The sequence below is a fragment of the Lysobacter sp. ISL-50 genome (assembly GCF_018612875.1).
In the GTDB taxonomy this organism is placed as follows: Bacteria; Pseudomonadota; Gammaproteobacteria; order Xanthomonadales; family Xanthomonadaceae; genus Lysobacter.
In genome coordinates, this window is record NZ_JAGGRI010000017.1 from 68,412 (window position 1) to 94,082 (window position 25,671).

Here is a 25,671-nt window from a genome sequence, read left to right on the forward strand (position 1 = left end):
CTAGCGGGTGGCTCAATGAGGGGGCGTCAGGCTCTTGGTGGCGACGCGATGGCCGACCCGTGGACGCTTGCAGTTCGACGTCAGCCCTGCGTCGACGCCGCTTCTCAAGCACGAACGCCCCGCGGTGCGGAGCGTTCGCGTCATGGCCGGAGAACCTAAACGGATTTCAGCCGAACACGCTATTCCAAAGGCTTTTGACGCCCTCGTAGGCTTTTTCAGCCAGACCGCTGCCGGCCAGATGCCGAGTCAGCCAACCACCATGATGTCAGCTCGAATTAGTTCGAAACGATGGATCGGGCACGCCGGCCAAGTGTCCACGAAATCCTGGTAACTCAAGTGCGAAATTTGTATGGAAATCGTAGATGAGCTTAGCTGTCGGCGGATTGCTGCGGTTGCTTATCGTGGATGACGTCCTCCGCATGCCATGCCCGACATAAACTGGAAAATTCGGCCTGTGCGACGTGGCTTTAGGTTTGTTCAGTTGATTCACAGACCGTGCTTCGTCGGTTTTTTTCGCGAATCCGTCACGCGCGCGCAATCCACAATGTCGAGCCGGAAATCTCTGGGCAGCAGTCCGCAAAGTAGGTGTTCCATTCGTCCGGCACACACAGGGGCAGGTCGTAAGTGAAGTTGCCATTATCCAGCGCGCTGTTCGCGTTCGCGCGACCCACCGTCATCCGCTACACCGTCGTTATGGCTCGATTGGCTCATTTCGCCATCGCTGCCACCCCTGGCTTTGCGATCTTGTCTTGGGTGCAGGCCGAACCATCTGCGCAGATTGCCCATTATCTGGCCTTGTCGCTGATCGCGGGACTGCTGTGCGTATTAGTGTTCAACACGTTCGACATGTACGGCCGCGACATGTTCAGCAATCTGCTGCTGATCCGACGGACCTTCTTCGCGTGGTCGGCCACGTTTGGCATGCTGATGATGTTGCATCAGTCATCGCCGTTCATCTTGCCGAATCCGCCCAGAGTCCTGGTGCCGTGGTATTTGCTGAGTTTTGGCTTGTTCGTGCTCAGCCGGCTGGTCATGCTGTCGTTCTTCCGGCGCCGGATCCGCGCCGGACATTTCATCCAGCGCTCGGTGATTCTGGGCATGACCGACAATGCGCTGCGTCTGGCCGAGCAGATTCATCACCATGCCGACGTGATATCTGGCCTAATCGGCTATATCGACGATCGGCGCTCGCATCGTTTGCACGAAGCGCCACCGATCGCCTTGCCGCACTTGGGCGATATCGGCACGCTGGAGCAATTGATTCGCGACGGCTGCGTCGATCAGGTTTTGGTCGCGCTTCCAGCGCAGGCTCAGGACCGCAACGAAGCACTTGCGCAGCGGCTGCGCCGTTTGCCGGTGCAAGTTCTGCTGATCCCCGACATGAACACGTTCCATTTCGCTCATCGTCGCATGGTGCCGATGGGCGGCGTGCCGATGTTTGTGGTCGCCGCGCCACCGTTACAGGGGTGGGCTCCTTTATATAAGCGTTGCGAAGACATCGTGCTGGCCGGGCTGGCTTTGTTGGCATTGTCGCCATTGATGCTGCTGATCGCGCTGGCGGTGAAGCTGGAATCGCGCGGTCCAGTGTTGTTCCGGCAGAAGCGCTATGGTTACAACCAGCGGCTGATCGAGGTCTATAAGTTCCGTTCGATGTACCACCACCTGCGCGACGAACATGCCAGCCGGCAGACCGGCCGCGACGACCCGCGCGTCACCCGACTCGGCCGTTTTATCCGCAAGACCAGCTTGGATGAATTGCCGCAGCTGTTCAATGTGCTCGGCGGTAGCATGTCGATGGTCGGCCCGCGTCCGCACGCCACCGCGACCAAGGCCGCCAACGTGTTATTCGAAGACGCTGTCGAAGAGTACGTGGCGCGTCATCGGGTCAAGCCCGGCATCACAGGGTTGGCCCAGGTCAACGGTTACCGCGGCGAGACTGACACCATCGAGAAGATCCAGAAGCGCGTTGAGTACGACCTGGAATACATCGAAAACTGGTCGCTATGGCTGGACCTGTCGATCCTGCTGCGGACCGTTCCGGCAGTGCTTTCGGCCGAGGCGGCGTACTGAAGTCGCCGGCCCGGTTCATCGAGTTCATACAGCCGGACGCCACATTCTCTGCGTCCACGGCGCCGTGACATGCAGATCATATAATGTGATGTAAGTCGCATTATTTTCGGTCGCCCGAATGTTCCCGCCAGCCGGCGGGGCATCCGGTGGATGACCGGATTCCTTTTGTAATCAGTCTATTACGAAGCCGTTGCGGGAAGCGCAGCGGCCGGGACGGAAGGCATGGTCGAGTGGTTGGCAGGGGGGCGGTCATTGGCCTGCGGCAGGCAGGCGGCGGGACGGAATTCGGCCTCGCGTCCATGGCGGGCCGGCGCTGCCGCCGCGATTCGCGTGGTGTTGGTGTGTGTACTGCTGATGTGCGCCGCCCTGTCCTCGGCAACGGCGCACGGCCGCGGCGAAACCACGCCGGTTGAAGACGCGAACCTCGCGATGCGGTTGTCGACGCGCGACGCGCGGCTTGCCGACACCCCCGTTGCCGACGATTACCGCATCGCGCCGGGCGACGAACTGGCGTTGAAATTCTTCTACGTCCCCGAGCTCAACGAAGTCGCGATCGTGCGGCCCGACGGCAGGATTCATCTGCAACTCGTGGGCGAAATCCGCGCGGCCGATCTCACGCCCGAGCAACTGGCCGCGGCGCTGAAACGCGCGTATGCCTCGAATCTACGCCATCCGGAAGTCTCGGTCGAAGTGCAGAAGGGCTTCGCCCGGCAACAGGTGTTCGTCGGCGGCGAAGTCGCCCGTCCCGGCGCGCAGCCGCTGCTGCCGTCGCTGACGGTGATGCGCGCATTGATCGTCGCGCAGGGACTCAAGGACACCGCCGCGGCCAATCGCGTGGTGATTCTGCGTCGCGGCGAAGACGGAAAACCGCAGGTCATCCAGGTCAACGTCGCCTCGCAATCGCGCAAGGGCGCCAGCGACAGCAACGACCCCTTGCTGCAACCCTTCGACGTGGTGCTAGCGGTTCCCTCGCGCGTTTCGCGTCTGAATAAGTGGATCGACCAGTACGTGCGCCGAAACCTGCCGGTCAACGTGGGCTTCTCCTACGACCTCAACGACAACCGGTCGGGTTATTGAATGGACAAGCCGACGCACCACGGCGCGGGCGCCGAGCCCGGTAACGGATTGCGTAAGCCCGCCGCGGCCTTTTCGCTGCGGGAAATGCTTGAGATCGCGTTCAAGGACCGGCGCCGCATCGCGCTGGCGTTTGCGATCTCCTTCGGCCTGGTGCTGTTGGCGTCGCTCCTGCCGACCGCGCGCTATGTCTCCGACGCCAGTCTGCTGGTGCGCCTGGGCCATGAATACGTCTACCTCGCCGATACCTCCGAAGGTGGCGGCACCGGCGGCGCCACGCCGCTGATGTTCGACCGCACCGAGGCATTGAGCGCGGAAACCGAGATCCTCGCCAGCCGCGACGTGATCCGCGATGCAGTCGCGCGCGTCGGTCTGAGCCGGCTGTATCCCTCGATCGCCAGGCAGAGCGAAGACCCGCGCCGTCCCAAGATCGATCAGGCCGTGCAGGCCTTCCGCGAACACCTGGACGCGCACCTGCTCAAGGGCGCCACGGTGATCCAGATCAACTTCAGCCATCCCGATCCGGTCGTCGCGCAACAGGCGTTGCGTGCCTTGGTCGAGACCTATCTCGACCGCCGCCGCGCGATTTTCTCCGACGACCAGGTGCGTTTTCTCGCCGGCCAGGTCGCCGCCGTCGACAAGCGCCTGAAAGATTCCGAGCGGCGCCTGACCGCGTTCAAGCAGACCCACGGCATCGTCAACTACGACCAGCAGATCAGCTTGTTGCTGCAGCAGGGCAACGACCTGGAAACCCGTTTCAACGAGGCCAGCCAACAGGCGCAGACCGCGAACGCGCGGGCCAAGACGCTCAAGCGGATCGCCGGAAAGACCCCGGCGAATCTGGTCCAGTACAGCGAAACCCTGGGCGATCCGCAGGTGCCGCGCCAGTTGTTGGACCTTCAGCTCAAGGAACAGAGCCTGCGTTCACGCTATGTCGATGACAACCCGTTGGTGGTGAACGCGCAGAAGGATGTTTCCACCGCGGAATCCTTCATCCGGCAACAGCGCCGCGCGCCGCCTACCACGGTCCGCACCGGCCGCAATCCGGTGCGCGAGGCCGCCGAGCTGGATCTGCTGCGTGCGACCTCGGACGAATCGGCGCTGGCGGGCGGCCGCAAAGCCTTGCAGGAGCGCCTCACCCAGTTGCGCAAGCGCGCCGCCGAGCTGAGTCGGCAGCAGATCGAACTGGGCGCGCTGAGCCGCGAACAGAAACTGCTGGAAGACAGCTACGCGAACTATGGGCGCAAACTGGAAGCCGCCCGCATCAACGAGGCGCGCGACCAGAAACAGCGCACGAGCGTCAGCGTGCTGCAGGCGGCGAGTTGGCCGCTCAAGCCCAAGAGCGTGCGACTGGCGATCATCGGCATCGGTTTCTTCTTCAGCCTGGGCGTGGCGCTGGTCGTGGCTTTCTTGTGCGAGGCCTTGCGTTCGAGTTTCCTGTCGCCGCAGAAGCTGGAACGCAGCCTGGGCGTGCCGGTGCTGGCGACGATGCCGCTGGTGGAGCGCTGATGGCGGCGGGCCGTCCGCCGCTGAGTAGGCGTGCATGGCGCGGCCTGATGTTCTTGCTGTTGCTGCTCAGCGGCAGCGCGGGCGCGGCCGGGTTTCAGCGCGGCGTCAATCTGAGCCGATGGTTCGAGGCCAGCGCGGGAGCGCCGGTGGAGAGCAGCGAGCTGCGCCGCCTGCGCGATGCCGGTTTCGATCACGTGCGTATCCCGGTCGATCCGGTCGCGCTGGGCTGGTCGCCGGTTCGCGGTCCGCGACTGATCGGTAGCGCGCGATTGCGCGCCGCGATCGACGCCGCCTTGGCGGCCGGGTTGGACGTGATCGTCGATCTGCATCCCGACCAGGACGCGAAGCTGTCGATCGAGAGCGACCCGGTGTGGGCCGACGGCTATGTCGCGATGTGGGAACATCTGGCGACCGAGTTCAAGCCGCTGCCGCCGCGTCGCGTCGCTTTCGAGCTGCTCAACGAACCGGGTTATTACGGGCTGACCGGTTCCTTCGCCTGGAGCCGATACCAGCGACGATTGGTGAAGGCCGTTCGCGGCGTATTGCCGCGGCACACGCTTATCGTCAGCGGCCGCAAGGGCGGCAGCCTGGAAGGTCTGACTGAACTGGCCCGGCTCGACGACGACAATCTGATCTACAGCTTCCACTACTACCTGCCGTACATCTTCACCCACCAAGGCGCGAGCTGGATGCAAGGCGACGAATGGACCACTGCCGGGCATTGGCGCCGCGTGCGCTACCCGTCGGCGCTCGCACGCGCACAGTTGCCGCGTACCGACGGAAAAGTCGCGGTGGATCGGGCCAAGGACGAGTTGACCGAGTATTTCCAGGCCGGCTGGGACCGCGAGCAGATCGCCAAGCAGTGGCAGCCGCTGCGCGACTGGGCGCGACGCAACCGGGTCCGCGTGCACTGCGGCGAGTTCGGGGTGATCCGTAACGGCGTGGACGCGCAATCGCGCTATCGCTGGATCGGCGACGTGCGTTCGCTGGTCGAGGCGAACGGCTGGGGCTGGTCGATGTGGAACTACGCCGACGATTTCGGCATCACCGGCAATAGCAACACCGACGGGAGCGCGCGCGGCGAACTCGAACCGGCGGCCCTGCAGGCACTGGGCCTGAAGAAGGCCGCGCCATGAATACGGCCGGCGCACAGGCGGGCATCCTTCAGCGCATCGGTTATGCGATCGCCGCGTTGGCCCTGGTCGCGTATCTGACCTTGTCGCCGGCGTTGCTGTCCGTGCTGGGGATTCCCTACGACGCGCCTTACGGCAACTTCCTGTTCAAGCTGCACCCTGGCGACTACTTGCTCGCCCTGGCGCTGGCGTTTTCCCTGGCCGGGCAGGGCAATCCCCTGGTGGCGTTGCTCGGGCGCCTGCGCGAATCGCCGCCGCTGAGCCTGTATCTGGCCGCGATGACGCTGACTTTCGTCTACTCGTTGCTGCGTTACGGTCCCTCGGGGTCCGCGTTTTTTATCGACACGTTGATGATGCCGGCGGTGGTCGTGTTGATCATGAGCCGTTTGAACGACGCGCAGTTGCGCGGTCTTTGCCGGCTCATCGTGGTACTGGTGGTGGTAAACGCGGCGATCGGTCTGGCCGAAGCGGCGTTCCAGCATCACTTGGTGCCCTATACCGTGGCCGGCGGCGTGCCGGTCATCGAAGACAAATTCCGCGCGACCGCCTTGCTCGGCCACCCGCTTGAAAACGCCTTGCTGACCAGCATCGTGCTGCTGGCCTGCCTGGATATGCCGATGCCGCCGTGGCGGCGCTGGGCGTTGAGCGGCTTCCTGGTTCTTGCCTTGCTCGCCTTCGGCGGGCGTACCAGCTTCCTGCTGACCGTCATGGCGGTGCTGGCCTATTCGGCGTTGCACGCGGGCAAGGGGCTGCGCGCCGGGCGTTACGGCTATCTGCACATCGTCGGCTCCTGCGTTGCCGCATTGTTCGCGCTGCCGGTAGTGGCGGCATTGGTCTGGAGCAGCGGCCTGGGCGAGCGGATCTTCGAAGGTCTGTATCTGGACGACAGCGCCGCCGTGCGCTTTCGCATCTTCTCGGTATTCGATTACCTCGACCTCTTTGATGTTCTGTTCGGTATTTCGCCGGCGCAGATCCAGGAGCTGTCGGCGCGCATCGGCCTGTCCACGAATCTTGAAGCGATCGAGAACTTTTGGTTGTTCATGCTGCTGCAGCTGGGCGTATTCGGTTTCGCGACGTTCGCGATCGGTCTGTTCAGCGGCTTGTGGCTGCTGTGGCGCCGCGCCGGAACCGGCGCGCGCTGGACCTTGCTGGTGTTTCTGATCACCGCATCGACCACCAATTCGCTGGCCTCGAAGACCAGCGCCTTGACCTTGCTGTTCGCGATGCTGTGCGCTGCGGCCGGCTACCGCCCGGCGCGTCAGCTTACTTCTCAGGCCGCCAGAAGCTGGGATATGCCCGTGCGACAGGGAGTCTATGCATGACCCGAGTATCCGTCATCAGCGCGCACGATGGATGGCAGATCAGGCCGCCACGCCCGCTGCGCGCCTTGCACCTCATCAACGGCGAGCACTACGCCGGCGCGGAGCGCGTGCAGGATCTGCTGGCGCAGCAACTGTCGCGGTTCGGTTGGGTGGCTGATTTCGTCTGTCTCAAGCAAGGCGTGTTCGAGCAAGTCCGCGAGTCGACAGAAAGCCGGGTCACCACGCTCAACATGCGTTCGCGCCTGGATTTTTCGCCGGTAAGCCAAGTCGCCCGTCTGCTGCGCGAAGGCAATTACGACCTGTTGAATACCCACACCGTTCGTTCGGCCTTGATCGGACGCTTCGCCGCGCGCCGCGCGCGCAAGCCCATGGTCCACCACGTCCACAGCCGTACCGACTTCGATACCGAGAGCGCCCTGCGTAACGGGATCAACAGCGCGATCCAGACCTTCAGTCTCAGGCGCGCGAAGCGCCTGATCGCGGTGTCGCACGGAACCGCCGACTATCTGCGCAAGATCGGCTACGACGACGACCGGATCCGTGTCGTCCCGAACGGGGTCCCCCGCGCGGATTCGCCGCGAGACTGGCGGCCGCCGCCGTCGCAATGGGTGCTCGGCATGGTCGCCTTGTTCCGTCCGCGCAAGGGGGTCGAGGTGTTGATTCGGACGCTGGCCTCGCTGCGAGCGGCCGGATATCCGGTGGTCTTGCACGCGATCGGCGGTTTCGAAAGCGAGTCGTATCGCCAGCAAGTGCTCGAGTTCGCGCAAGTGCAGGGCGTGGCCGAGTCCATCGTGTGGACCGGTTTCACCCGCGATATCGCCGGCGAGCTGGCCAAGATCCATTTGTTCGTACTGCCCAGTCTGTACGGCGAAGGCTTGCCGATGGTGCTGATCGAAGCATTGGCGGTCGGTTTGCCGGTTATCGCCACCTCGAACGAGGGCATTCCCGAAGTGCTGGCTTATGGCGGCGCCGGAATGCTGGTGCCGCCGGGCGATGCGGCCGCATTGACCCAGGCGGTGATCGCGATGGTCGAGCAACCAAAACGCACGCAATTGCTGGCGCACGCGGGTCTGCGCCGGCAGCGCGAGCACTATTCCGATATCGCGATGGCGCGACAGGTCGCCGCGGTTTATCAGGAAGTGCTGCAGGAAGCCAAGCCATGAGCGATATTCTGGCCGCGTCCGCCGCGGGCGAGCGCAAGGTTTCGCGAATTCACGATTTGCTCGACCGGATGCGCGTCGTCGCGGACGTGCGCCAGCATCGCCGTTTGCTCGATGAGTTGAGCCGGCCGAAGCGCGTGCGAGTCGTTTCGTTTCTGAATCAGCATGCCTTCAATCTGGCGTGGACCGATCCTGCGTTCGGCGACGATCTGCTGCGCAGCGATGTCCTGCTGCGCGATGGCGTCGGCATGGCCGCCTGCCTGCGCCTGCTCGCCCGCGAGCCCGGGATGAATTTGAACGGCACCGACTTCATTCCCGAGGTGATCGCGGCCTATGCGGGCCGGCCCGTGGCGTTGATCGGCACCACCGAACCCTATCTGGAACGCGCCAGGCAATACCTGCACGAACGCGGCGCCGAGGTCGTCTGCGCGCTCGACGGATTCGGCGATGAAGCGCGTTACCTGGCGGCGGTCGCGGAATCCCGGCCGGACCTGATCATCCTCGGCATGGGGATGCCGAAGCAGGAGCGGATCGCTTCGTGCCTGGCCGCGGCGGCGGACTATCCGGTGGTCATCATCAACGGCGGCGCGATTCTCGATTTTCTCGCCGGGCGTTTCCCGCGGGCGCCGATGTGGGTTCGCCGCGTCCGGATGGAGTGGCTGTACCGGCTGGCCCGCGAGCCGCGCCGTTTGTGGCGCCGTTATCTGCTCGGCGGCGCGCAGTTCCTGTCGCGCGTTATCCGGCTGTGTTGGGGCGATGGCCCCGTCCCGTCCGCGGCCGGGATGAGTCACGCCGTCGATTCCACCGTAACGACCTGGGAGATGCCCTCGATGGCCATGGATACGCAGCCTTTGTTCGCTCAGACCGATACGCGTCTGGCCCAGTTGGTGCAGCGCCTAGATGTGGGCCTGGGCGAAGGCGGAAGACGCATCGTGCAATTCATCGCGGCGCGGCCGGGCGAGGGGGTCAGCAGCCTGGCCTACAGTTACGCGCTGGCCTGCGCGCAACTGCGCAAGCGCAGGGTGCTGCTGCTTTCCAACGACATGGACGATGCCGAACAGGCCGCGTGCCTGGTCGATGAGGTCGGCAGGGACGATCCCGATCCAATCGTGCCGGCCGCCGGCGAGGGGGTGACGCGCATGCGCTTGTTCAGTCACACGCGCAGTTATCAAGACAATTACGCGGTGCTCGACGACCGCGCCGTGTGGAAAGGGCTGGCCGAGCGCTTCGACGAAATCGTCGTGGATGCGCGCTCGCCTTTCGCCCTGGCGACGGCCAAGCACGCCGGCGGGGTGATTCTTGTGGTCGAAGCCGAAGTCACGCGCGCTTCGTTGCTGCGTAAGTTGCTCGACGATCTGGCCGGAGTCAACGCGCGCGTGCTCGGATCGGTATTGAACAAGCATCGTAGCCACCTGCCGTATGCGTTGCATGAGCGACTTTGAAGATCCCTCGGCCGCGCGGGTCCGTATCGCCGTACTGTTGCCCGCGGTCCGCAGTCGCACATGGCAGGAAGACGCAGCCATGGCGCTGCGCCGGTTGTCCGCGGTAGAGGTCGAGATCCGTCGCGTCGATGTCGAGCACACCGGTGATGCTCAGTGGCGAAGGTTGCAGACCACCGTGCCCGCCATGCTCGAATCTTCCGTGTCCTGTATCGATTCCGAGCCGGGCGACCCTTTCTGGAATGCGGTGATCGACCTGGCGGGCGTCGATGATCCCAACGCGTGGCGCGCATGCAGCATGCGCGGCGTATGGCAGCCGTTGGATGCGCAGGGTACGCACTTGGCCGCCGCCTATCCCTGCCTGGCCTCGATCACCTCCGGCACCGGCGGCGAGCTGTTGTTGGTCCGCAATGGCGACACGGTCATCGATTCGGTTCGCTTCTTCGCTGATCCGCGCTACTCGAACTCGCTGGAAAACCTCTACAAGCAGATCGTTCCGTTGCTGAGCAACGCGGTGCGGGATATGGCTTACGCCGACCACGACGAACCCGCATCGGTATTTTCGCGCCAGCCGCGCCCGACCCGGTTGCGGCGGGCGGTTCATGAGCTCCGCGGCCGTGCATTGGCTTGGCGCAGGCGTGTGCAGGCGCGATGGTTCAGCGAGAGTTGGATGATCGGAGTCATCGACGCGCCGATCCAGCACATGATCGACCAGCCGACGGAGCGCAGGGTTCGATGGCTCGGTACGCGCGAATCGATGTTCTATCGCGCCGATCCATTCGGCGTTCCGGGCGACGATCGCGTCGTCTATTGCGAAGTCTACGATTACCGCGACGGATTCGGCCGCATCGAAGCCGTCGAACTCGGCGACGGCCACGACATCGTCGGTGCGGTGCCGGCCCAGCTGAAACTGCCCGGGCATATGTCCTATCCGTATTTGTTCGAGCATGAGGGCCGGGTGTATGCCGTGCCCGAAACCGCCGCCCGTGGAAAATGCGAGCTGTACGAAATCGATAAGACCGGGCAGTGGCGCTTTGTCGCGGTCCTGCTGGACGGCGTGGCCGCGGCCGATGCGAGCTTGTTCTGGTGGAACGATTTGTTTTGGCTGGCTTATACCGACCTGGCCCTGGGCCCGTTCGACAACTTGTGCTTGAGCTATTCCGAGGAACTGCATGGCCCTTGGAAGCCGCACCCGCGCAATCCGGTCAAGGTCGATCACCGCAGTTCGCGCCCGGCGGGAACGCCGTTCGTTCGCGATGGCGTGCTGTATCGGCCGGCGCAGGATTGCGGCAGCGGCTACGGACAAGCGGTCGTGATCAATCGGGTGTCGTTGTGCACGCCGCAGCAGTATCGCGAGCAGTCCGTGCGCCATTGCCTTCCCGATCCGGGCGGGCGCAATCCGCATGGCTTGCATACCGTGTCGGCCTGGGGCGAGCGGACCTTGGTCGACGGAAAACGTTATGTTTTCAATCTGCATGAGCTGACTCGCAAGCTGCGGCATCGGCGCGACGATTCTCGCCGGGCGGTTCGCGAATGAGCCTCATCGGCTCCACGGCAGGCGTGCCCGGCAATCGGTCCGGGCTTGCGCCTGCGCGTAAGGTCATGGTCTATCTGCCGCAGCTCAAGGTGGGCGGCGCCGAGATTTCGATGCTGCGCCTGGCCCAGGGGCTACGGCAGCGGGGCGTCGAAACAGCGCTGGTGGTGCATCGCGCCGACGAAGCGGCCCGGGCCTTGGCCGGCGATATCGAGCTGATATCGCTGGCGGCCGACAGGACCTTGAGCGTGCCGATTCGATTGGCGCGTCTGCTGCGCAGCCGAAGGCCCGAGATCCTGATTTCGGCGCTCACGCACAGCAATATCGTCGCGTGCCTGGCCGCGCGTCTGGCCGGTTCGCGAACGCGCGTGGTCGTGACCGAGCACGCGCCGGTTTCGTCGATGCGGCAGTTGGACCGGTCGCGGCGCTATCGCGCGACGCTGCGATTGATGCCCTGGGCTTATCGGCTCAGCGATGCGATCGTAGCGGTATCGCAAGGCGTATCGAACGATATCGCCGGACCGCTGGGGCCGGCCAATCGGTCGCGCCTGTCGGTTATTGCGAATCCGATCCTGCGCGAGGATTGGCAGGCGCTGTCGGAAGCGGCGTTGGACGACGATTGGTTCCGGCCGGGCAGCACGCCGGTGATCGTATCGGTCGGCCGCCTGAGTCCGGAGAAGAACTTCATCGGATTGATCGGCGCCTACGCCGGGCTGCGCCTGCCGATGCGCGTGCATCTGGCGATCGTCGGTGAAGGTCCGCAGCGACCGGTCTTGCAGGCGCTGATCGACGATCTGGGTTTGGGCGAGCGCGTGCGCTTGCTGGGGCAGCGCGATAATCCCTACGCCTATATGCGCCACGCCCGCGTCTTCGCGCTGGCTTCCGTGTTCGAAGGCTTCGGCAACGTATTGATCGAAGCCATGGCCTGCGGCGCGCCGGTCGTCAGTACCGATTGCCCGGTGGGGCCGCGCGAAATACTGCGCGACGGGCTCTACGGCACCTTGGTCGCGGTCGGCGATACGGCGGCGCTGACCGCGGCCATCGAGAACCAACTGCAACGGCCCAATGCCCGGGTCGAGGCCGACGCCAAGGCGCATGCGTTGCAGTTCACGGTCGAGCGCAGCGTCGATCGGTATCTGGCGCTGTTCGATCGCATCGCGCCGATCCGCGGCGCGTAGCGAAATCGCATTCCCGGATATTACTGGGCCCGGTCCGCGCGCCGGGATTTCATCGCCGAGAGCCGCTCGCGCAGCCGCGGATGGGTCGCCAGCCATCGCCTGGCCCGGTGCTTGAGCGCGACCTGGGCGCTTCGGGGCAGCCCCCTCCACGACAGGGCGACGGTCGAGTCGAACAAGCCCAGTTGATCAGGCATGAAGCCGCGTTTGTAAGCGTAGTCGCCGATGGTGAAATCGAAACGACGCACGCCCTGGGCGTGCAGCGCGGCCATCGTGCGCTCGATCACCAGCCGGCCGGGCGAGCAACTGCGCCATTCGCCGGCGGCGTTGCCGATTCGGATCATCGCGTATTCGCTATCCCGGCGCAGACCGAGCAAGGCCGCGACGACTTCTTCGCCCGCCATCAACGCGGTCAGGACCACCTCGCCGCCGGGTAGTCCTTGTCGGATCACGGTTCGGTAGAACTCGCGATAACCCGGCTCATCGAGCAGGTAGGCCCAGCCTTTGCCCAGGATCGCGGCGCGCTGATGGACTTCCAGCGCGTCCATGACCTGCATCGCTCGCTCGACATCGAGGATCTGCTCGAAGCGCGCATCGGCGTGGCGGGTGAACACGCGCCAGGACCGTTCCAGTTCCTTGCGATGGGTCTTTTCGCGGCTGAAACGCCAGGCCTCGAAGTCCTCGCCGATCGTCGCCGGATTGCCGAACAAGGCCGATGGTCGCGTTCCGGGAAGCCGGCGCAACGGATTGGGGCAATCGCCGACGCGCTCGGGCATTTTGTCGATCGTCCACAGGTCGGCGCGGGGCAGGGCGCGGCGCAGAGCGGCGAACATCGCGCGCACGGCTTCGCCGTCGTCCGGGCAGTCGGGCATCCACAGCGGCGCGGCATAGTCGGTCACGCCCGCGTCGGCGAAGGCGATACGGATCAGGCCGCCGCGTTCTTCGCGTATCAACGGCAGCGCCATTACCGTGCGGCCGTCCGAGCGGCGGGCGATGCTGGCCAACAAGGGCGTGCGTCCGGCCTGAGCGCCTAGTGTGGCGTACCAGGCCGCCAGCCAATGCGTGGTCTGGAATACGCTGGCGATCGCGCCGGATTCGATCAAGCCCTGCCAACGCGGCAGCGCTTTGGCGACATCGGTTTCGATGATCGCGGTGTAGGCGTCGCGGTCCATGCTCATGCGGGAAGGTTGCCGTCGAGATCGACAATTCGGCCGGGGTATTCGGGGTCGAGGCGGAAATCCACCGGTCGCGCGGCGCGGCGCAGGGCGTTCAGCCGGCCGCTGCGGCGCCACAATGATTGCAAGGCCGCCTTGGCGTAGAACGAGGGGCCGCTCAAGCGGCGATTGCGCGGCGTGTGATGGAAGTAGCGGCGCAAAATGCCGTTGGCCATGTTGATCATATGGCTGCGGCGAATCTCCTGCGTCCAATACTCCAGCGTCATGGAGATGTTGAGGCAGTCGTGGTTCTCGATCCGATGCGGCGAATTGAGCGGCCAGAACAGGCCTTGTCCGGCTTCCAGATCGAACACTTGCGCGCCCTGGTCGAAATCCGGCTCGTAGCGCAATCCGACTTCCAGCTGGCTCAGCGCGATGTTTTCCAATCCTTCCGGGCTCAGGAAGGGCGGGCGCGGCGGATAGAGGTAGATGCGTTTGCGGCCGTGCAGTTGCAAGAGCCCCTGGCCGGGCAGGTCGGCGTGGTAATAGACCTGCGCGTTCGGCGAGGACACCAGGATGCCCATGCGGTGGTCGTAGCTCGACACCGGTGGCGCCAGCGCGCCGGCCTCGGCGAACAAGCTCATCATCGCCGCGCGCAGCGACGGGTCGATGTCGTGCCCGTCGCGCAGGTTCAGCCACAGTCGGCCGTGTTCGATCGCATCGAGCACCCGATGGCCGTCGAGTCCGCCGAATTCGCCTTCGCGCCACACCCGCTTGCCGTTCGCGCCTTGCTCGCCCATGTGCACGATGGAGTAGTTCTGCCGCGGATAACGGCCGATCAGATCCGCGATGGCGGCTTTATCGAAGCCCGGATCGGTATGCAGACGGTGTTCGAACAACAACGGCGCGCGTTGCCATCGCGCGGGCGATTGCGGGGTCAGTGCGCTCAATGGCGGGATTGCGGTGCGATCCATGTCGGGAGTCTTCAGGATGTGGGATTGAGAGAGCCGCGCAACTTGCCCAGATGGCCGCGATAGCACAGCGCGAGCGTCGCCGCATACACCGTGCCGCCGAGCGATACCGCGCCGATCAACGCGGCCCAGCCCGACAGCGGCGGCAGCAGCGACAGCGTCGCGGCCATCGCCGCGGTCGCCAGCGCGATGCGCAGCAAGTGCGCGAGCGGGACCGGCATGTCGAGCTTGCGCACGGCGATGACGAAGGACACCAGCGCGCCGATAAGCACCGCCGCGAACGCGCCCCAGGCCGCGCCGGCCAGACCCATCGTGCGCAGGCCGATCGCCGCGCCGATGAGGAACAAGCCGGTTTCCAGGGCGTCGATCGCCAGGGTCCAGGCGGTTTTCTGCGCCAGCAGGAACGGCTGATTGGCGAAGTGGCTGCGCAGGTTCTTGACCAGGCCGGCGAGCGTCGCGATGGGCAGGATGCTCAGCGTCGTCGCGACATAGACGCCTGAGACGGCCAAGCGCGACAGCGGCGCGGCGAGCAGTATCAATCCGGCCGCGGTCGGCAGCACGATCGCGCACAGCAGCGCGCCGTTGAGCGCGAGTTGTTCGAGCGCGCGGTGCTTTTCGCCGTCGGCTTCCAGGCGCAATGCGATCGGGAACGCGGCCGCGGTGACCAACATCGCGGCGAACGCGCAAGCGCGCTGGCCCAAGGTCCAGCCGACCGAGAACAGGCCGACCGCGGCGATGCCCATGCCGTGTTCCACTACGAAACGGATGCCGTTGCCGGGCACCCAGGCCAGCACGCCGCTGACGGCCAGCGGCAAACCGTAGAGGCAGATCCGCCGCAACAACGCAGCGTCGGGGCGGCGCAGGCGCAATTTCAGGCGCAGGCTGGGCACGGCGAACACCAGCGAGAGAGTCTGTGCGATCGCGTAAGCGGCCAGCACCTGGGCGGGGCCGATCTGCGCGGGGCCGTTCGACATCGAACTGGCCCAGATCCAGCCGATGATCAATCCGCCCAGCGGGCCGACACTCTGCAAGGCGGTGTATACGCCGATCGCGTTGGCGACCTTGGCGCGCTCGGCCAGGTGCGTGCAATACGAACGGGTGAAGGTGAATACGAACAAGGTCAGCAGCAAACTCGCGTCGGGCCATTCGTGCGCGACATAGCGCAACAGCACGAGCAATGTCGCCGCCTGCAGCGCGCCGTTGGCGAAGAACACCCAGCTCTCGATCGCGTCAATGCGTTCGCGCGTGGCCGCATCGGCGCCGGGCAGAAAGCGCAACAGGAAGTACGACCAGAACGCCAGGAACAGCAGGTACACCGCTTCCTGCGTCGCCAGCGCCAAGGTGAACAAGCCGAATTCGTTCGGATCCAGCCAATGCGTCCACAGCACGATGGCCGCGAGCTGGGCCAAAGGGCCGAGCAATTGCGCAGGCAGATACAGAACGGTCTGACGGATCAGCATGCCGCGTTCACGCCGGCGGCGTGCGTCGCGGCATCCGCGGTGTCCGGTTGGGGACGGTTGCCGCCTACTGGCCGACTCATGTCCTTAGGTGGCCAGTTCATTCATAAGTCTGAATATATTTAAGTGATTTGCGTCACAAATTGATCGTGCCGCATACTCCCATGCAACGGCCCGGAGCGACAAGAGTTCGCCGCGGAAAACCAGGAAATCGCTTCAGATTCAAAGGAATTTCGTGACATTTTCTTCACCCGGGCCGCGGCCCGGGACGAGCCGCGTTCCTGTCCCGGCCGACACGCGGCGCGCGCGCCATATCCTGGTCTGCGGCGGCGCCGGTTACATCGGCGCGCACGTCGCTTATGCGCTCGCGCAACAAGGATTCGAAGTCAGCGTGCTCGACAATCTGAGCACCGGCCATCGCGAAGCCTTGCGTTGGGGGCGATGGATCGACTCCGATCTGCTGCAGCCGCGATCGCTCGACGCCGCGTTCGCGCGGCAGGTCGATGCGGTGATGCATTTCTGCGCTCGCTCGCTGGTCGGCGAATCGGTAATCGCGCCTTACGACTATTACGACAACAATGTCGTGGGCAGTCTGAATCTTCTGCGCGCGATGCATCGGCACGGCGTTGGCAAGCTGGTGTTTTCCTCATCCGCCGCGGTGTTCGGACACCCGGTCGGCGAAAGAATCGACGAAGCCCATCCCAAAGCGCCGATCAATCCCTACGGCGCCAGCAAGCTGATGGTCGAGCGCATCCTCGCCGATGCGGCTCAGGCCTACGGTCTGCGCTCGGTGTCGTTGCGCTACTTCAATGCGGCCGGCGCGGCGGTCGAGGCCGGCATCGGCGAATCGCACGATCCCGAAACCCATCTGATCCCCAATGTGATCCGTGCAGGATTGGGGCATGGTGGCGCACTCAACGTTTTCGGCGATGACTACGACACTATCGACGGCACCTGCGTGCGCGACTACGTGCATGTGCTCGATCTGGCTGACGCGCACATCCGCGCCTTGGACTGGATGGACGGCAACGAGGGCGCGCACAGTTTCAATCTTGGCAACGGCGCCGGATTCAGTGTGCTGCAGGTCATCCGCGCGGCATCGGTGGTGATGGAGCGCGATATCGATTATCGAACCGCGCCACGACGACACGGCGATCCCGCGGTGCTGGTCGCATCGAGCGAGGCAGCGCGCACCCATCTGGGATGGATGCCGCGTTTTGCCGATATCGAGCGCATCATCGAAAGCGCATACCGCTGGCATTGTGATCCTGCATTTTGAGCAGCGGATGGCTTCACGAATGCCAGTCGCCCTGGATGGGTCATGACATGAACGGGGGCGGAGCCGTCCTCTCCCTAGCGTCCTTCATTGGCCCCTCAGAAGGTTTGAATAGGGGTTCGGTTGCGACCCAAAATCGCCCTTATCGGCTGAGGAGACTCGCGCTCCTTTTGGCATCAAATACCGACTCACCTCAACCCCCATTCGCCCCCAACAGCCTCCAGCCACCCCCATTCGCCCGTCAAGGGGGTTTGAACCCGGTTCCCGTGGCTCCACCAAACCCCAGCAGCGCTCATCGGCGCTTAAAGACCGCATTGAATTAGGTGAGCATGGCGCCGGCGTCGTGGTATCCAATCAAGGATGCTGGGTAGAGAGGGTTCGTCGGGCGAACGCACGAAGTGCAGCAGGGGCGCCTGCCATGGCAGTCACGCAGAACGTAACGCGGAATTCTGCGAAGTGGTTGTCAGTGCAGGGATCGCTAGGGTTGGAGGCTGGCTATGTAAGCTTGACACGCCTGGTCCAAGTATCCGCCGAACTAGCAATACGGTTAACGGATATCAGAATAGAGTTAGTTGATTTTCAGGTGACGCTCTCGATTTTCCTGGTCTGTACCACCGTTTTCTCCACGGGATGAACGCAGGCTCGATCTCTTCTATGCCGTCAAATAAAGAGGATTGTACTCTTGCGATGAGGCCGATCCGTTTTATCCGATCTTTCACCGTGGCTGTTTGAATCCACAGTAGCGCAGCCAAGCCTTCAAAGTCCCAGTCCAGCCGGACGAGTAGTAACGCGTATGCTGCGGCTTGGGAGTAGCTCCGTTGAATTTTTGCGAGGAGCTCGTTACGTCCTTCAGCGGCAAGCAGTCGCATTTGCGGATCAGATTCGATTGGCGCGCTGAGCATGCGTGTGAGCATTGCTCCGAGGGTTTCGCGATCTTCGTCGTCTCCGTTTCCCAGTTTTACTGCAAAGCGGACGACCTTGTTCGCGTACTTCACCAGCCGGGAGTGGAGCCACGCGAGGAGAGTGTCTTGGTCGTCGGGATTTAAGAAGCGAAAGGGCTGGGCGCGCTTGGTACTGATTTCAAGAGCGACTAGCCATGCTTCTTGGACAAGATCGTCGTAGTCCAGTTCGCCGTTCGTACCTCGAGCGATCCGTTTCAGATCGCTTTTTCGAAGCTGAACGAAATGATGAAAGTCGTGTTCGAACAAGGTCTCGCCCTTCGAACTTCGCGTTGAATCTCAAACTCCGTGCCTTCTATGTCCATATCACGACTAGGGGATGACACTGGCAATGCGTCGATATCAAGTGTGGTGTGTTGCGCATTCCTACGGCGCCAGGGCGGAGAAAGATGGCCGGATTAAGGCCCGTGTGCCGTTCATCCGAGTTTCCAGTTGTCTGTGGTCGTCTTAATCGGTGAGACGGAAGCGATTAAGATTCAAGATTGATGGCAAGGCCGCGGTGCCCGAACTCAAGGATGTGTGATTTGATGCAGCAAGAGGACACTCCGCCGCTATTTGATCGGCTGCCGCCTGAGCTGTTCCGCCCGCTGGCCGCCAGCAACGCCCGCCGCTACTGGACGTTGCTTTGCCGGTTGATCGATGAAATGTGGGGCGATGGGGGCCGCTCGCCAGGCGAGGAGGCGGCTAAGTCGGTAGTGGTACGCAAGGTCGAGACCCTACTGGCCGCAGACGATCCCTGGGACGAAGAGTTGGAAACGCCGATCGGCGTCCGAGCGCACGAGATCGTTCGCATCCTGGCCGAGTCCGGTTGGCTCAGCCAGCGCCGCCGCGGGGTCGTCGAGATGATCACCCTGCGTCCGGTCATCGCCCAGTTCTACAACGTGCTGTGCGAGTTCTCCTGCCACGAACCCGAGTTTCTCGGCAGCAAGGTCCGTTCGATCTATTTCAATCTGCGTGCGGTGGCCAACGGCGAGGCCAGCGGCGACCAATACGCCGAGGCGGCCAAGCAGGCCAAGCAATGCATGGCCCATATTGCCAACACCGGCTGCCGGGTCCAGGACCTGATGGAAGAACTGCTCAAGAGAACTAGTGCGCGCGAGTTCGTACGCGGCTTCTTCGAGGAGTATGTCGAGAAGGTCTTCATCGCCGACTACAGCGAGCTGCGCACGAAGGACCACCCGCTGCAGCACCGCTCGCAGATCGTAGCTATGACCCTGCAGCTACAGCACGATCCGGATCGACGCAGCACGCTCACCGCTTGGTACCAGGAAAAGAAGGCCGGCGGTGCTGCTGCCCGCGCCGAATACCTGTACGAACGCGACACCCGGTTGCTGTTGCGCCTGAAGGATGTGGACGAGCAACTGCAGCGGCTGGATGAGGAGATCCGCGACGCCAACCAGCGCGCGATCGCCTTCATCGAGTACAAGATGCGCGCGCCCAAGCACCTGGACAAGCTGCTGGCCCGCGCCCTGCAGGCCAGCGACCGCCTCGCCGAGGGCCACCTGGCCCTGCCCGCGGCCTGCGGCGTCCGCCACGCCGGCCCGGAACTGCTCGCCAGGGCGCGCGCAGCGCAGCGCCCGGCGCTGGCGACGGCGGTGGAAAAGCATCCACCGACCCTGCAGGAACTGGCAATGGAGCAGTTGCGCAAGCGCATGGCCGACAACCGCCTGGTCGACAAGGTGAAACTGGCCAATTATTTGGTCCGCCAGTTGGCCGGGCGCCAGGCCGTCACCTCCGACGACTTGCGCATCGATTCGATTAACGACCTGTGCTGCTACCAGCGCCTGTTGCTGATCGCCGCGCACGGCAGTTGTCCGCCGTCGCAGCGCCGCAGCGATCCGCAACTGCAGATGCTCAAGGGCGTGCGCATCGACTTCCTGGCCCGGGGCACCACCCGCAACGCCTATCTCGAACATCCCCGGTTCCACATCCAACGCGAGGACGCCCGATGAGCCATTGGGAACGACTGGCCGCCCAGAACCCGGCCTACGCCGAAAGCGACTACCAGAAAGCCGGCTACCGGCTGGTCATGGAGCAGGTGCTGTACGCCAGCGACCCGCGCAGCCGCATCGCCTACGAACTGGTGGTCCGGCACCGCAAGGAATACGAGACCCTGCTCACCCAGTTGGGCATCAGCATGGTCCACAACCCGCACCTGGGCTATCTGGTGGCCACACCCAGCCAGTACGTGGCGGAGAAGATGCGCCTGACCGAAACCAGACTCGCCCTGGTCCTGCGGCGGCTGTACGACGACAAGATGCACGCCACCGAAATCGTCGCCGGCGAAGCCTTCGTCGACATGATCGAGCTCGAGCGCGCCTACAAGGACCTGCTCAACCGCGAGCTGCCGGTCACTTCCGCGCTCAATGAACAACTGCAGGCGATGAAGCGCTACGGGATCGTCCGCCTGGAGGACAGCCGCGACGAGCAGCGCGTGCAACTGGCGATCCGCCCGGGCATCGTCGACGTGCTGGGCGAGACCGCCCTGCTGCAGCTGGCCGCGCATGCTGTTTCTCAGGAAGAGGAAGACGCCGATGAAGCAGCTTGAAGGCTTAGGGATGGTCCAGTACTTCCTGTACGAACGCGAGGACCTACAACTGGGCGGCAACACCGCGTTTCTTGGGCCCAACGGCACCGGCAAGACCGCCTTGCTGGACGCCTTCCAGATCGTGCTGCTGGCCGCCGACAGCAACAAGACCCACTTCAACGCCTCAGGCGAAGGCAAAAAGCGCGCCCGTTCGCTGCGCGAGTACTGTCTGGGCATCTACGGCCAAAGCGATGTCGAACGCTGCCGGACTTCGGCAAATACCTACATCAACCTAATTTTTCGCGACTCGGAAAGTGGCATTCCGATAACCGCCGGTGTGTCGCTCTCGGCCAACGCCGAAGATCAGGACCACAGTTTCAACAGTCTCTACATCCTGCCCGGCGTGGCTTTAGCAACCCAGGATCACGTGGATCCAGGCGCCGAGAGGGAAACGATCCTGCCCTGGCGCAAGTTCCAGCACGTGGCCAAGGACGCATGCACGCTGGCCGGCACCACGCCGGTGTTCACCCAGAACCGCGAGGAGTTTCTGCGCCAGCTCTTCATTGGCCACCTGGCCTCACCCGGCGAGCGCCCCAACACTCGTGCCATTCGTTCCGCCTTCGCCCGTTCGCTCAAGCTCAACAAGGACGTGGACGATCTCGACGAGACCCTGCGCCAGCACTTGATCGAGCAGCGCCTGACCAATGTGAAGGCGTTTCGGGTCCGCCTGGAGCAGTTCCGCGAGGTGCGCGAAATGATCCGGCGACTGGTCGAGCGCATCGACCGCGCTAGCGCCGTGGCCGATCGTTACACCCAGGTCAAGCGCGAACGCACCACCCACGCCAATCTCGACGCGCTGCACGCGCTCTACGAAACCGAACGCTTGTCCGAGCTACTGACCGAACAACTGGATAAGGCTGAGGAACTTCGCGAGCAGTTGCAGGCAGCCAGCTTGGACCTTGGGCGCGCGGAGACCGAAAAGGCTCAGGCGCAGGACGCGCGCGAACGTGCGCAGCGATTGCTGTACAGCGACCCTGATTACCTGAAGCAGGCCGGCGAATCCGGACGCGTGAAGGACAAGCAGGACCAGCACGAAAGCACCCGCAAAGAACTCGCCAAGCTGCTCAAGCTGGCGCTGGAAACGGCGGTCGGCGCGGGAAAACTCCCGGCGATGTCCAACCGTCGCGGGGAGTTCGAAGATGCCGTCAATCAACTGCTCGAGCTGCAACTGCAGGCCGATGAGCTGCAGGCGCCGCCGCCGGCCGCGATCCGATCGGCAATGCAGGCCATGGCCCAGGTGCGCGGCTTGGTCGCCAAGGCCCTGGCTGGCGCCACCCGCGATGCCGACAAGGCCAAGGACGACGCGCACGACGCCAGAACCGCATGGGAACGTACCCAACGCGGCCTCGCCCCGTTGCGCCGTGAAACACTCGCCTTGCAGCGCCTGCTCGACGATGCGGGGATCGAGGCCAGGCCGATCTGCGACCTGGTTGCGATTGCCGACCCGCAATGGCAGCCGGCGCTGGAAGCCTACCTGGGCATCCACGCCGACGCCCTGTTGGTGCCCGAGGCACGGGAGCTGGATGCTATCCGGGTCTACAAGGAGCACAAGGACGCCCGCAACATCTTCCGGGTCAAGCTGGCCCTACCCTCGCGCGGCCAAGCCTGGCAGGCGCGCAGCGGCGGCAAGTTCGCCGCGCAGTTGATCGAAAGCGAAGACCGCGCGGCGATGCGCTACCTCCAGGGTGAGCTGGGACAGCTCAACCTCGCCGGCAGCGCCGAACAATTGCAGGTCGGCCGCAGGGCGCTGTCCAGCGACGGCATGGTCAGCTCCGGCGGCGGCGTAGAACGCCTTCGGCTGCCCGCCCGCAACGACCTGCTGATCGGCCGCGGTGACAGTCAAGCCCAGCGCGAGGCCGCCTACGCTGCCCACCAGCAGGCCGAGGCTGCGCTAAAACAGGCCAACGACCTGGTCGCGCAACTCGCTCCGGTGGAACAGCGCCTGGCGCTGTTTGCCGATGTGGAGACCACCTATCCGCAGTTGGAGACGCTGTTTACCACGGCGGAGGCAGGCAGCCGCGAACTGCGCGAGCTGCAGGAAGCCTTGGCTTCGACCCAGTCCGATCAGCTGAGCGTGTTGAATTTCAATTCCGAGCAAGCCGGCAAGCGCCTAGCCGGCGCCGATTCCGAGGTAAAGCGCCTGGTCGGGCACCTGTCGACGCTGAACGCCGACGCGAAAAACGTGGCGGGGCGCATCGACGGCCTGACCCAGCGCCAGGGCTTGGCCGCAGCGCACGAAGCCCGGACCCGCCAGCATCCGCTGTACGGAGCAAACGAGGTCCAACGCCATCGCACTCGCTACGATGAGCGCCACGGCGACGATTGGGATGAGCGCTTGAATGCTCTGCACTCTGCGAGGCGGAACGCCGAGGCGGCGGCGAACAATCACGACCGCGATGCCTGGGAGAAATTCAGCGTCTATCTACGCGATTTCCAATTGCAGAACATCGCCATTGCCAGTAACCAGTGGGAGCGCGCCTACCAGTACATTCTTGAGGATAGGCAGCGTCTGGTGGACCTGGAACTGGCTGACCAGGAAGCCAGGTCGCAGGAAGCCTACGAGGCCGCGGTGAAGGTATTCCGCACCGACGTGGCACAGACCCTGCTGGAAGGCTTCGACGCGATCGAGGAGCAGATCGGTGGTTTGAACGAGGTGCTCAAGCACGCGCCGGAGTTCAGCAACGGCGAGCGCTACCGCTTCAAGTACGCGCCCGTCGAGCAGCACCGGCCCCTGTACGACTTCCTCAAGCGCGTGCGCGAATTGGGAGATATCGAGGAGGATCTGCTCGACAGCCCGGGCAAGGTGCCGGAGGAATTCAAGGCCTTGATCGAGGGCGACGTCACTTCCGAGCTGCTGCACGAAACCAGCCCGCTCAATGACCACCGCCGGTTCTTCAGCTACGACGTAGAGATATTCACACAGAACAAGGCGATCGGCCTATTGAGCAAGCGTCTGGGGCCAGGCTCCGGCGGTGAGCACCGCACGCCCTTGTATGTGATCTTCGGCGCGGCCTTGGCGGCAGCATACGGCAAGACCCGCGGTAGCCGGACTGGCGGAGGGATCATGCTGCTGGACGAGGCGTTCGAAAAAATGGATGCGCAGAACGTGCGCGCCACCGCCGACTACCTCAACGCGCTGGGCCTGCAACTGGTCATGGCCGGGCCCGAAGCCGACCAAGCCAAGATGTCGTCGTTCCTGAATATTTACTACGATATGGCGCGCTACGGTTCGCGCACCGTACAACTGACCCAGAACATCGTTCTAGACGAGGCGCGCGAACTGCTGCAGAGCGACAACTATCTGCTGCACCCAGAACTGCTGGAGCAGACCATGGCGAAGATCGCGGAAACCGAACGTGCACTTGGCTGAGGACGTCCTAGCCGGCTTGCTGCAACGAGGTGAGCGCGCCGTGTTGCGCGGCTCGGATCGGGTTATCCAGACCCGCTTCAACGCCGCGGATTCGCTGTACTGGCGCCAAAGCTACGAACAGCGCCAGCGCTGCCATCTGCGTTTTGCCGAGGCCGAACGCGTTGGCGCAGTAACACTGCACTGGGCCAAGCATGGCGGCGAAGACCGGCCGCTTGAAAGGGTGCGCTTGGTCGAACTCGGTCGGCTGGCGTCCTTCCTCGGCGTCGCTACCGTATCTGACGCGGTGCGCGCGGCGAAAACAACTTTGGATCCGTGGTTGGATGGATATCCTCGCGCGGCAGAACTGCTCGACGCCTGGACCAAGCTGAAATCGCCGCGCGGACTAGGCAAAGACTGTGCCGCTGACTTCGCCGACGCCCTGCGGGTGTTGGATGCATTGGCGCAGGATGGTGGTCAGGATCAGATCGTCCGCGTTCTGAGCCGCAGTTTGTTCCGCGATAGCAAGCGGATCGAGGCGCTCTGGCGCCACGTCGATCTGTTGACCGGTGAACATTTAGGCTCCCCGGCGAGACAGCAGGAGGAGGTGTTCAGCGCGCTGGGTCTAGTCAAGGCGCCGCAACCGTTCCTGGTCGCTGGCACCGGCAGCCTGCAGCTGGCGCCAACGCAGACTTGCGCAATCGCGTGGCCCTTCATCGGCGTATCCAACCAGCATGTAATGGGTTACGCCGGAGCGCCGGCCTGGGTACTGAGCATCGAGAATCTGACCACCTTTCATCAAGCGAGCCAACATCCGGATGCCGCCTCCGGTTTGGTGCTCTACACCGGAGGCATGCCATCACCTAGTTGGTGCCGCGCTTATGGTCGCATCTTGGAAGCGGTTCCCGGGCGGATCCAGGTTTTCCATTGGGGCGACATCGATCAGGGCGGATTCCGGATCGCGGCGCATCTAAAGCGCAAGTGCGTCCAGCGACATGCCTTTCTTCCTTGGTTGATGGATGCGAACGATCAGGATCGCGAAGCGGCGTCCGACGTAACCGAAGACGCGCGTCGAAACATGGCGCGGCATGCCCATGAAGCGGGGTGGAATGCGCTTTCTCTATGTATGCCCGCTCTCAAGATCGAGCAGGAGGGAATTGAGCTCTATCTGCCGACGAGCTGACTAGGCCAGATATCGCCGAAACTCTGGGCGACTCAGTCGAGCGCCTCGCGTTGGTCGCCAAGATTTCCTCGAAAACCAAGTCAAGGCTTAAGCGGAGCTCCTCCACTGAGGGAGCCGGTGATCCCGGGCACGATTTGCGTAATGTCAGCGGCGCGGTGGGATCTCGGCCAAGCGGATGGTGGTCGGACTAATAGTGCGAAGGGCCGCCGGCTCGTTGACGCCGCTCAATTGAGTGCGTTGGGGCCCTGGGGTTCCGCGGACGTCAGCCATGGCTTTGATCCATTTCGGGAATAGACGATTGCGGTCAGGAGGTCGCTCCGGA

At 63.8% G+C, this 25,671-nt stretch carries 18 protein-coding genes; 14 read left to right on the top strand and 4 right to left on the bottom strand.

Annotated elements, in window-relative coordinates; all coding sequences use genetic code 11:
* Positions 1–624 precede the first annotated feature (624 nt).
* From J7J50_RS10450 to J7J50_RS10490, 9 genes are all read left to right on the top strand, one after another.
* Entirely contained in the window at positions 625–2,070 is a 1,446-nt protein-coding gene (locus J7J50_RS10450) for an undecaprenyl-phosphate glucose phosphotransferase (RefSeq protein WP_215055826.1), read from the top strand.
* A 354-nt stretch (positions 2,071–2,424) separates the two neighbouring features.
* The gene (locus J7J50_RS10455; protein WP_215055827.1) at positions 2,425–3,147 is read left to right on the top strand and encodes a polysaccharide biosynthesis/export family protein; all 723 of its coding nucleotides are present in this window, start codon (positions 2,425–2,427) and stop codon (positions 3,145–3,147) included.
* Entirely contained in the window at positions 3,148–4,653 is a 1,506-nt protein-coding gene (locus J7J50_RS10460) for a hypothetical protein (RefSeq protein WP_215055828.1), read from the top strand.
* 47 nt (positions 4,654–4,700) lie between these two features.
* Positions 4,701–5,789: a cellulase family glycosylhydrolase gene (locus tag J7J50_RS10465; protein WP_215055829.1), complete on the top strand. Its 1,089-nt coding sequence runs from the start codon at positions 4,701–4,703 to the stop codon at positions 5,787–5,789.
* Complete coding sequence (locus J7J50_RS10470; protein ID WP_215055830.1) at positions 5,786–7,108, top strand: VpsF family polysaccharide biosynthesis protein; 1,323 nt, start codon at positions 5,786–5,788, stop codon at positions 7,106–7,108. The genes J7J50_RS10465 and J7J50_RS10470 overlap by 4 nt, the downstream gene beginning before the upstream one ends.
* Positions 7,105–8,271, top strand: coding sequence for a glycosyltransferase (locus J7J50_RS10475; protein ID WP_215055831.1), 1,167 nt, complete (start codon positions 7,105–7,107; stop codon positions 8,269–8,271). The genes J7J50_RS10470 and J7J50_RS10475 overlap by 4 nt, the downstream gene beginning before the upstream one ends.
* Positions 8,268–9,710, top strand: coding sequence for a WecB/TagA/CpsF family glycosyltransferase (locus J7J50_RS10480; RefSeq protein WP_215055832.1), 1,443 nt, complete (start codon positions 8,268–8,270; stop codon positions 9,708–9,710). The genes J7J50_RS10475 and J7J50_RS10480 overlap by 4 nt, the downstream gene beginning before the upstream one ends.
* 79 nt (positions 9,711–9,789) lie before the next feature.
* Positions 9,790–11,244: a hypothetical protein gene (locus tag J7J50_RS10485; RefSeq protein ID WP_215055833.1), complete on the top strand. Its 1,455-nt coding sequence runs from the start codon at positions 9,790–9,792 to the stop codon at positions 11,242–11,244.
* Entirely contained in the window at positions 11,241–12,419 is a 1,179-nt protein-coding gene (locus J7J50_RS10490) for a glycosyltransferase (protein WP_215055834.1), read from the top strand. Before J7J50_RS10485 ends, J7J50_RS10490 begins: the two co-directional genes overlap by 4 nt.
* A 20-nt stretch (positions 12,420–12,439) precedes the next feature.
* Here J7J50_RS10490 and J7J50_RS10495 read toward each other — a convergent pair whose 3' ends face one another.
* From J7J50_RS10495 to J7J50_RS10505, 3 genes are read right to left on the bottom strand one after another with little or no spacing between them, the layout of a single operon-like run.
* Positions 12,440–13,594 (bottom strand): GNAT family N-acetyltransferase, encoded by a 1,155-nt coding sequence (locus J7J50_RS10495; RefSeq protein WP_215055835.1) that lies wholly within the window; start codon positions 13,592–13,594, stop codon positions 12,440–12,442.
* On the bottom strand, positions 13,591–14,544 hold the full coding sequence (locus J7J50_RS10500) for a hypothetical protein (protein WP_215055836.1): 954 nt from the start codon (positions 14,542–14,544) through the stop codon (positions 13,591–13,593). The genes J7J50_RS10495 and J7J50_RS10500 overlap by 4 nt, the downstream gene beginning before the upstream one ends.
* Positions 14,545–14,555: 11 nt before the next feature.
* A complete protein-coding gene (locus tag J7J50_RS10505; RefSeq protein ID WP_215055837.1) occupies positions 14,556–16,001 on the bottom strand; it encodes an oligosaccharide flippase family protein in 1,446 nt (481 codons plus the stop codon).
* A 310-nt stretch (positions 16,002–16,311) separates the two neighbouring features.
* On the opposite strand from J7J50_RS10505, the gene galE reads away from it, so the two are divergent.
* Positions 16,312–17,277, top strand: a complete 966-nt coding sequence (galE, locus tag J7J50_RS10510; protein WP_215055953.1) for a UDP-glucose 4-epimerase GalE — start codon at positions 16,312–16,314, stop codon at positions 17,275–17,277.
* Between the two features lie 554 nt (positions 17,278–17,831).
* Here the strand turns inward: galE and J7J50_RS10515 are convergent.
* The gene (locus J7J50_RS10515; RefSeq protein WP_215055838.1) at positions 17,832–18,482 is read right to left on the bottom strand and encodes a hypothetical protein; all 651 of its coding nucleotides are present in this window, start codon (positions 18,480–18,482) and stop codon (positions 17,832–17,834) included.
* Between the two features lie 278 nt (positions 18,483–18,760).
* On the opposite strand from J7J50_RS10515, the gene J7J50_RS10520 reads away from it, so the two are divergent.
* The 4 genes from J7J50_RS10520 to J7J50_RS10535 are packed head-to-tail and all read left to right on the top strand — an operon-like array spanning position 18,761 to position 25,349.
* Positions 18,761–20,185 carry a Wadjet anti-phage system protein JetA family protein gene (locus J7J50_RS10520; RefSeq protein ID WP_215055839.1) on the top strand — a complete coding sequence of 475 codons (1,425 nt, stop codon included), beginning with the start codon at positions 18,761–18,763 and terminating at the stop codon, positions 20,183–20,185.
* Complete coding sequence (locus J7J50_RS10525; RefSeq protein WP_215055840.1) at positions 20,182–20,781, top strand: DUF4194 domain-containing protein; 600 nt, start codon at positions 20,182–20,184, stop codon at positions 20,779–20,781. The genes J7J50_RS10520 and J7J50_RS10525 overlap by 4 nt, the downstream gene beginning before the upstream one ends.
* Positions 20,768–24,190: an SbcC/MukB-like Walker B domain-containing protein gene (locus J7J50_RS10530; protein ID WP_215055841.1), complete on the top strand. Its 3,423-nt coding sequence runs from the start codon at positions 20,768–20,770 to the stop codon at positions 24,188–24,190. The genes J7J50_RS10525 and J7J50_RS10530 overlap by 14 nt, the downstream gene beginning before the upstream one ends.
* Entirely contained in the window at positions 24,183–25,349 is a 1,167-nt protein-coding gene (locus tag J7J50_RS10535; protein ID WP_215055842.1) for a Wadjet anti-phage system protein JetD domain-containing protein, read from the top strand. Before J7J50_RS10530 ends, J7J50_RS10535 begins: the two co-directional genes overlap by 8 nt.
* Positions 25,350–25,671 lie beyond the last annotated feature (322 nt).

Coding starts and splice junctions, on each gene's coding strand:
- J7J50_RS10455 (WP_215055827.1), top strand. CDS start 2,425: ATGTGCGCCGCCCTGTCCTCGGCAACGGCGCACGGCCGCGGCGAAACC.
- J7J50_RS10460 (WP_215055828.1), top strand. CDS start 3,148: ATGGACAAGCCGACGCACCACGGCGCGGGCGCCGAGCCCGGTAACGGA.
- J7J50_RS10465 (WP_215055829.1), top strand. CDS start 4,701: ATGTTCTTGCTGTTGCTGCTCAGCGGCAGCGCGGGCGCGGCCGGGTTT.
- J7J50_RS10470 (WP_215055830.1), top strand. CDS start 5,786: ATGAATACGGCCGGCGCACAGGCGGGCATCCTTCAGCGCATCGGTTAT.
- J7J50_RS10475 (WP_215055831.1), top strand. CDS start 7,105: ATGACCCGAGTATCCGTCATCAGCGCGCACGATGGATGGCAGATCAGG.
- J7J50_RS10480 (WP_215055832.1), top strand. CDS start 8,268: ATGAGCGATATTCTGGCCGCGTCCGCCGCGGGCGAGCGCAAGGTTTCG.
- J7J50_RS10485 (WP_215055833.1), top strand. CDS start 9,790: ATGGCGCTGCGCCGGTTGTCCGCGGTAGAGGTCGAGATCCGTCGCGTC.
- J7J50_RS10490 (WP_215055834.1), top strand. CDS start 11,241: ATGAGCCTCATCGGCTCCACGGCAGGCGTGCCCGGCAATCGGTCCGGG.
- J7J50_RS10495 (WP_215055835.1), bottom strand. CDS start 13,594: ATGAGCATGGACCGCGACGCCTACACCGCGATCATCGAAACCGATGTC.
- J7J50_RS10500 (WP_215055836.1), bottom strand. CDS start 14,544: ATGGATCGCACCGCAATCCCGCCATTGAGCGCACTGACCCCGCAATCG.
- J7J50_RS10505 (WP_215055837.1), bottom strand. CDS start 16,001: ATGCTGATCCGTCAGACCGTTCTGTATCTGCCTGCGCAATTGCTCGGC.
- J7J50_RS10520 (WP_215055839.1), top strand. CDS start 18,761: ATGCAGCAAGAGGACACTCCGCCGCTATTTGATCGGCTGCCGCCTGAG.
- J7J50_RS10525 (WP_215055840.1), top strand. CDS start 20,182: ATGAGCCATTGGGAACGACTGGCCGCCCAGAACCCGGCCTACGCCGAA.
- J7J50_RS10530 (WP_215055841.1), top strand. CDS start 20,768: ATGAAGCAGCTTGAAGGCTTAGGGATGGTCCAGTACTTCCTGTACGAA.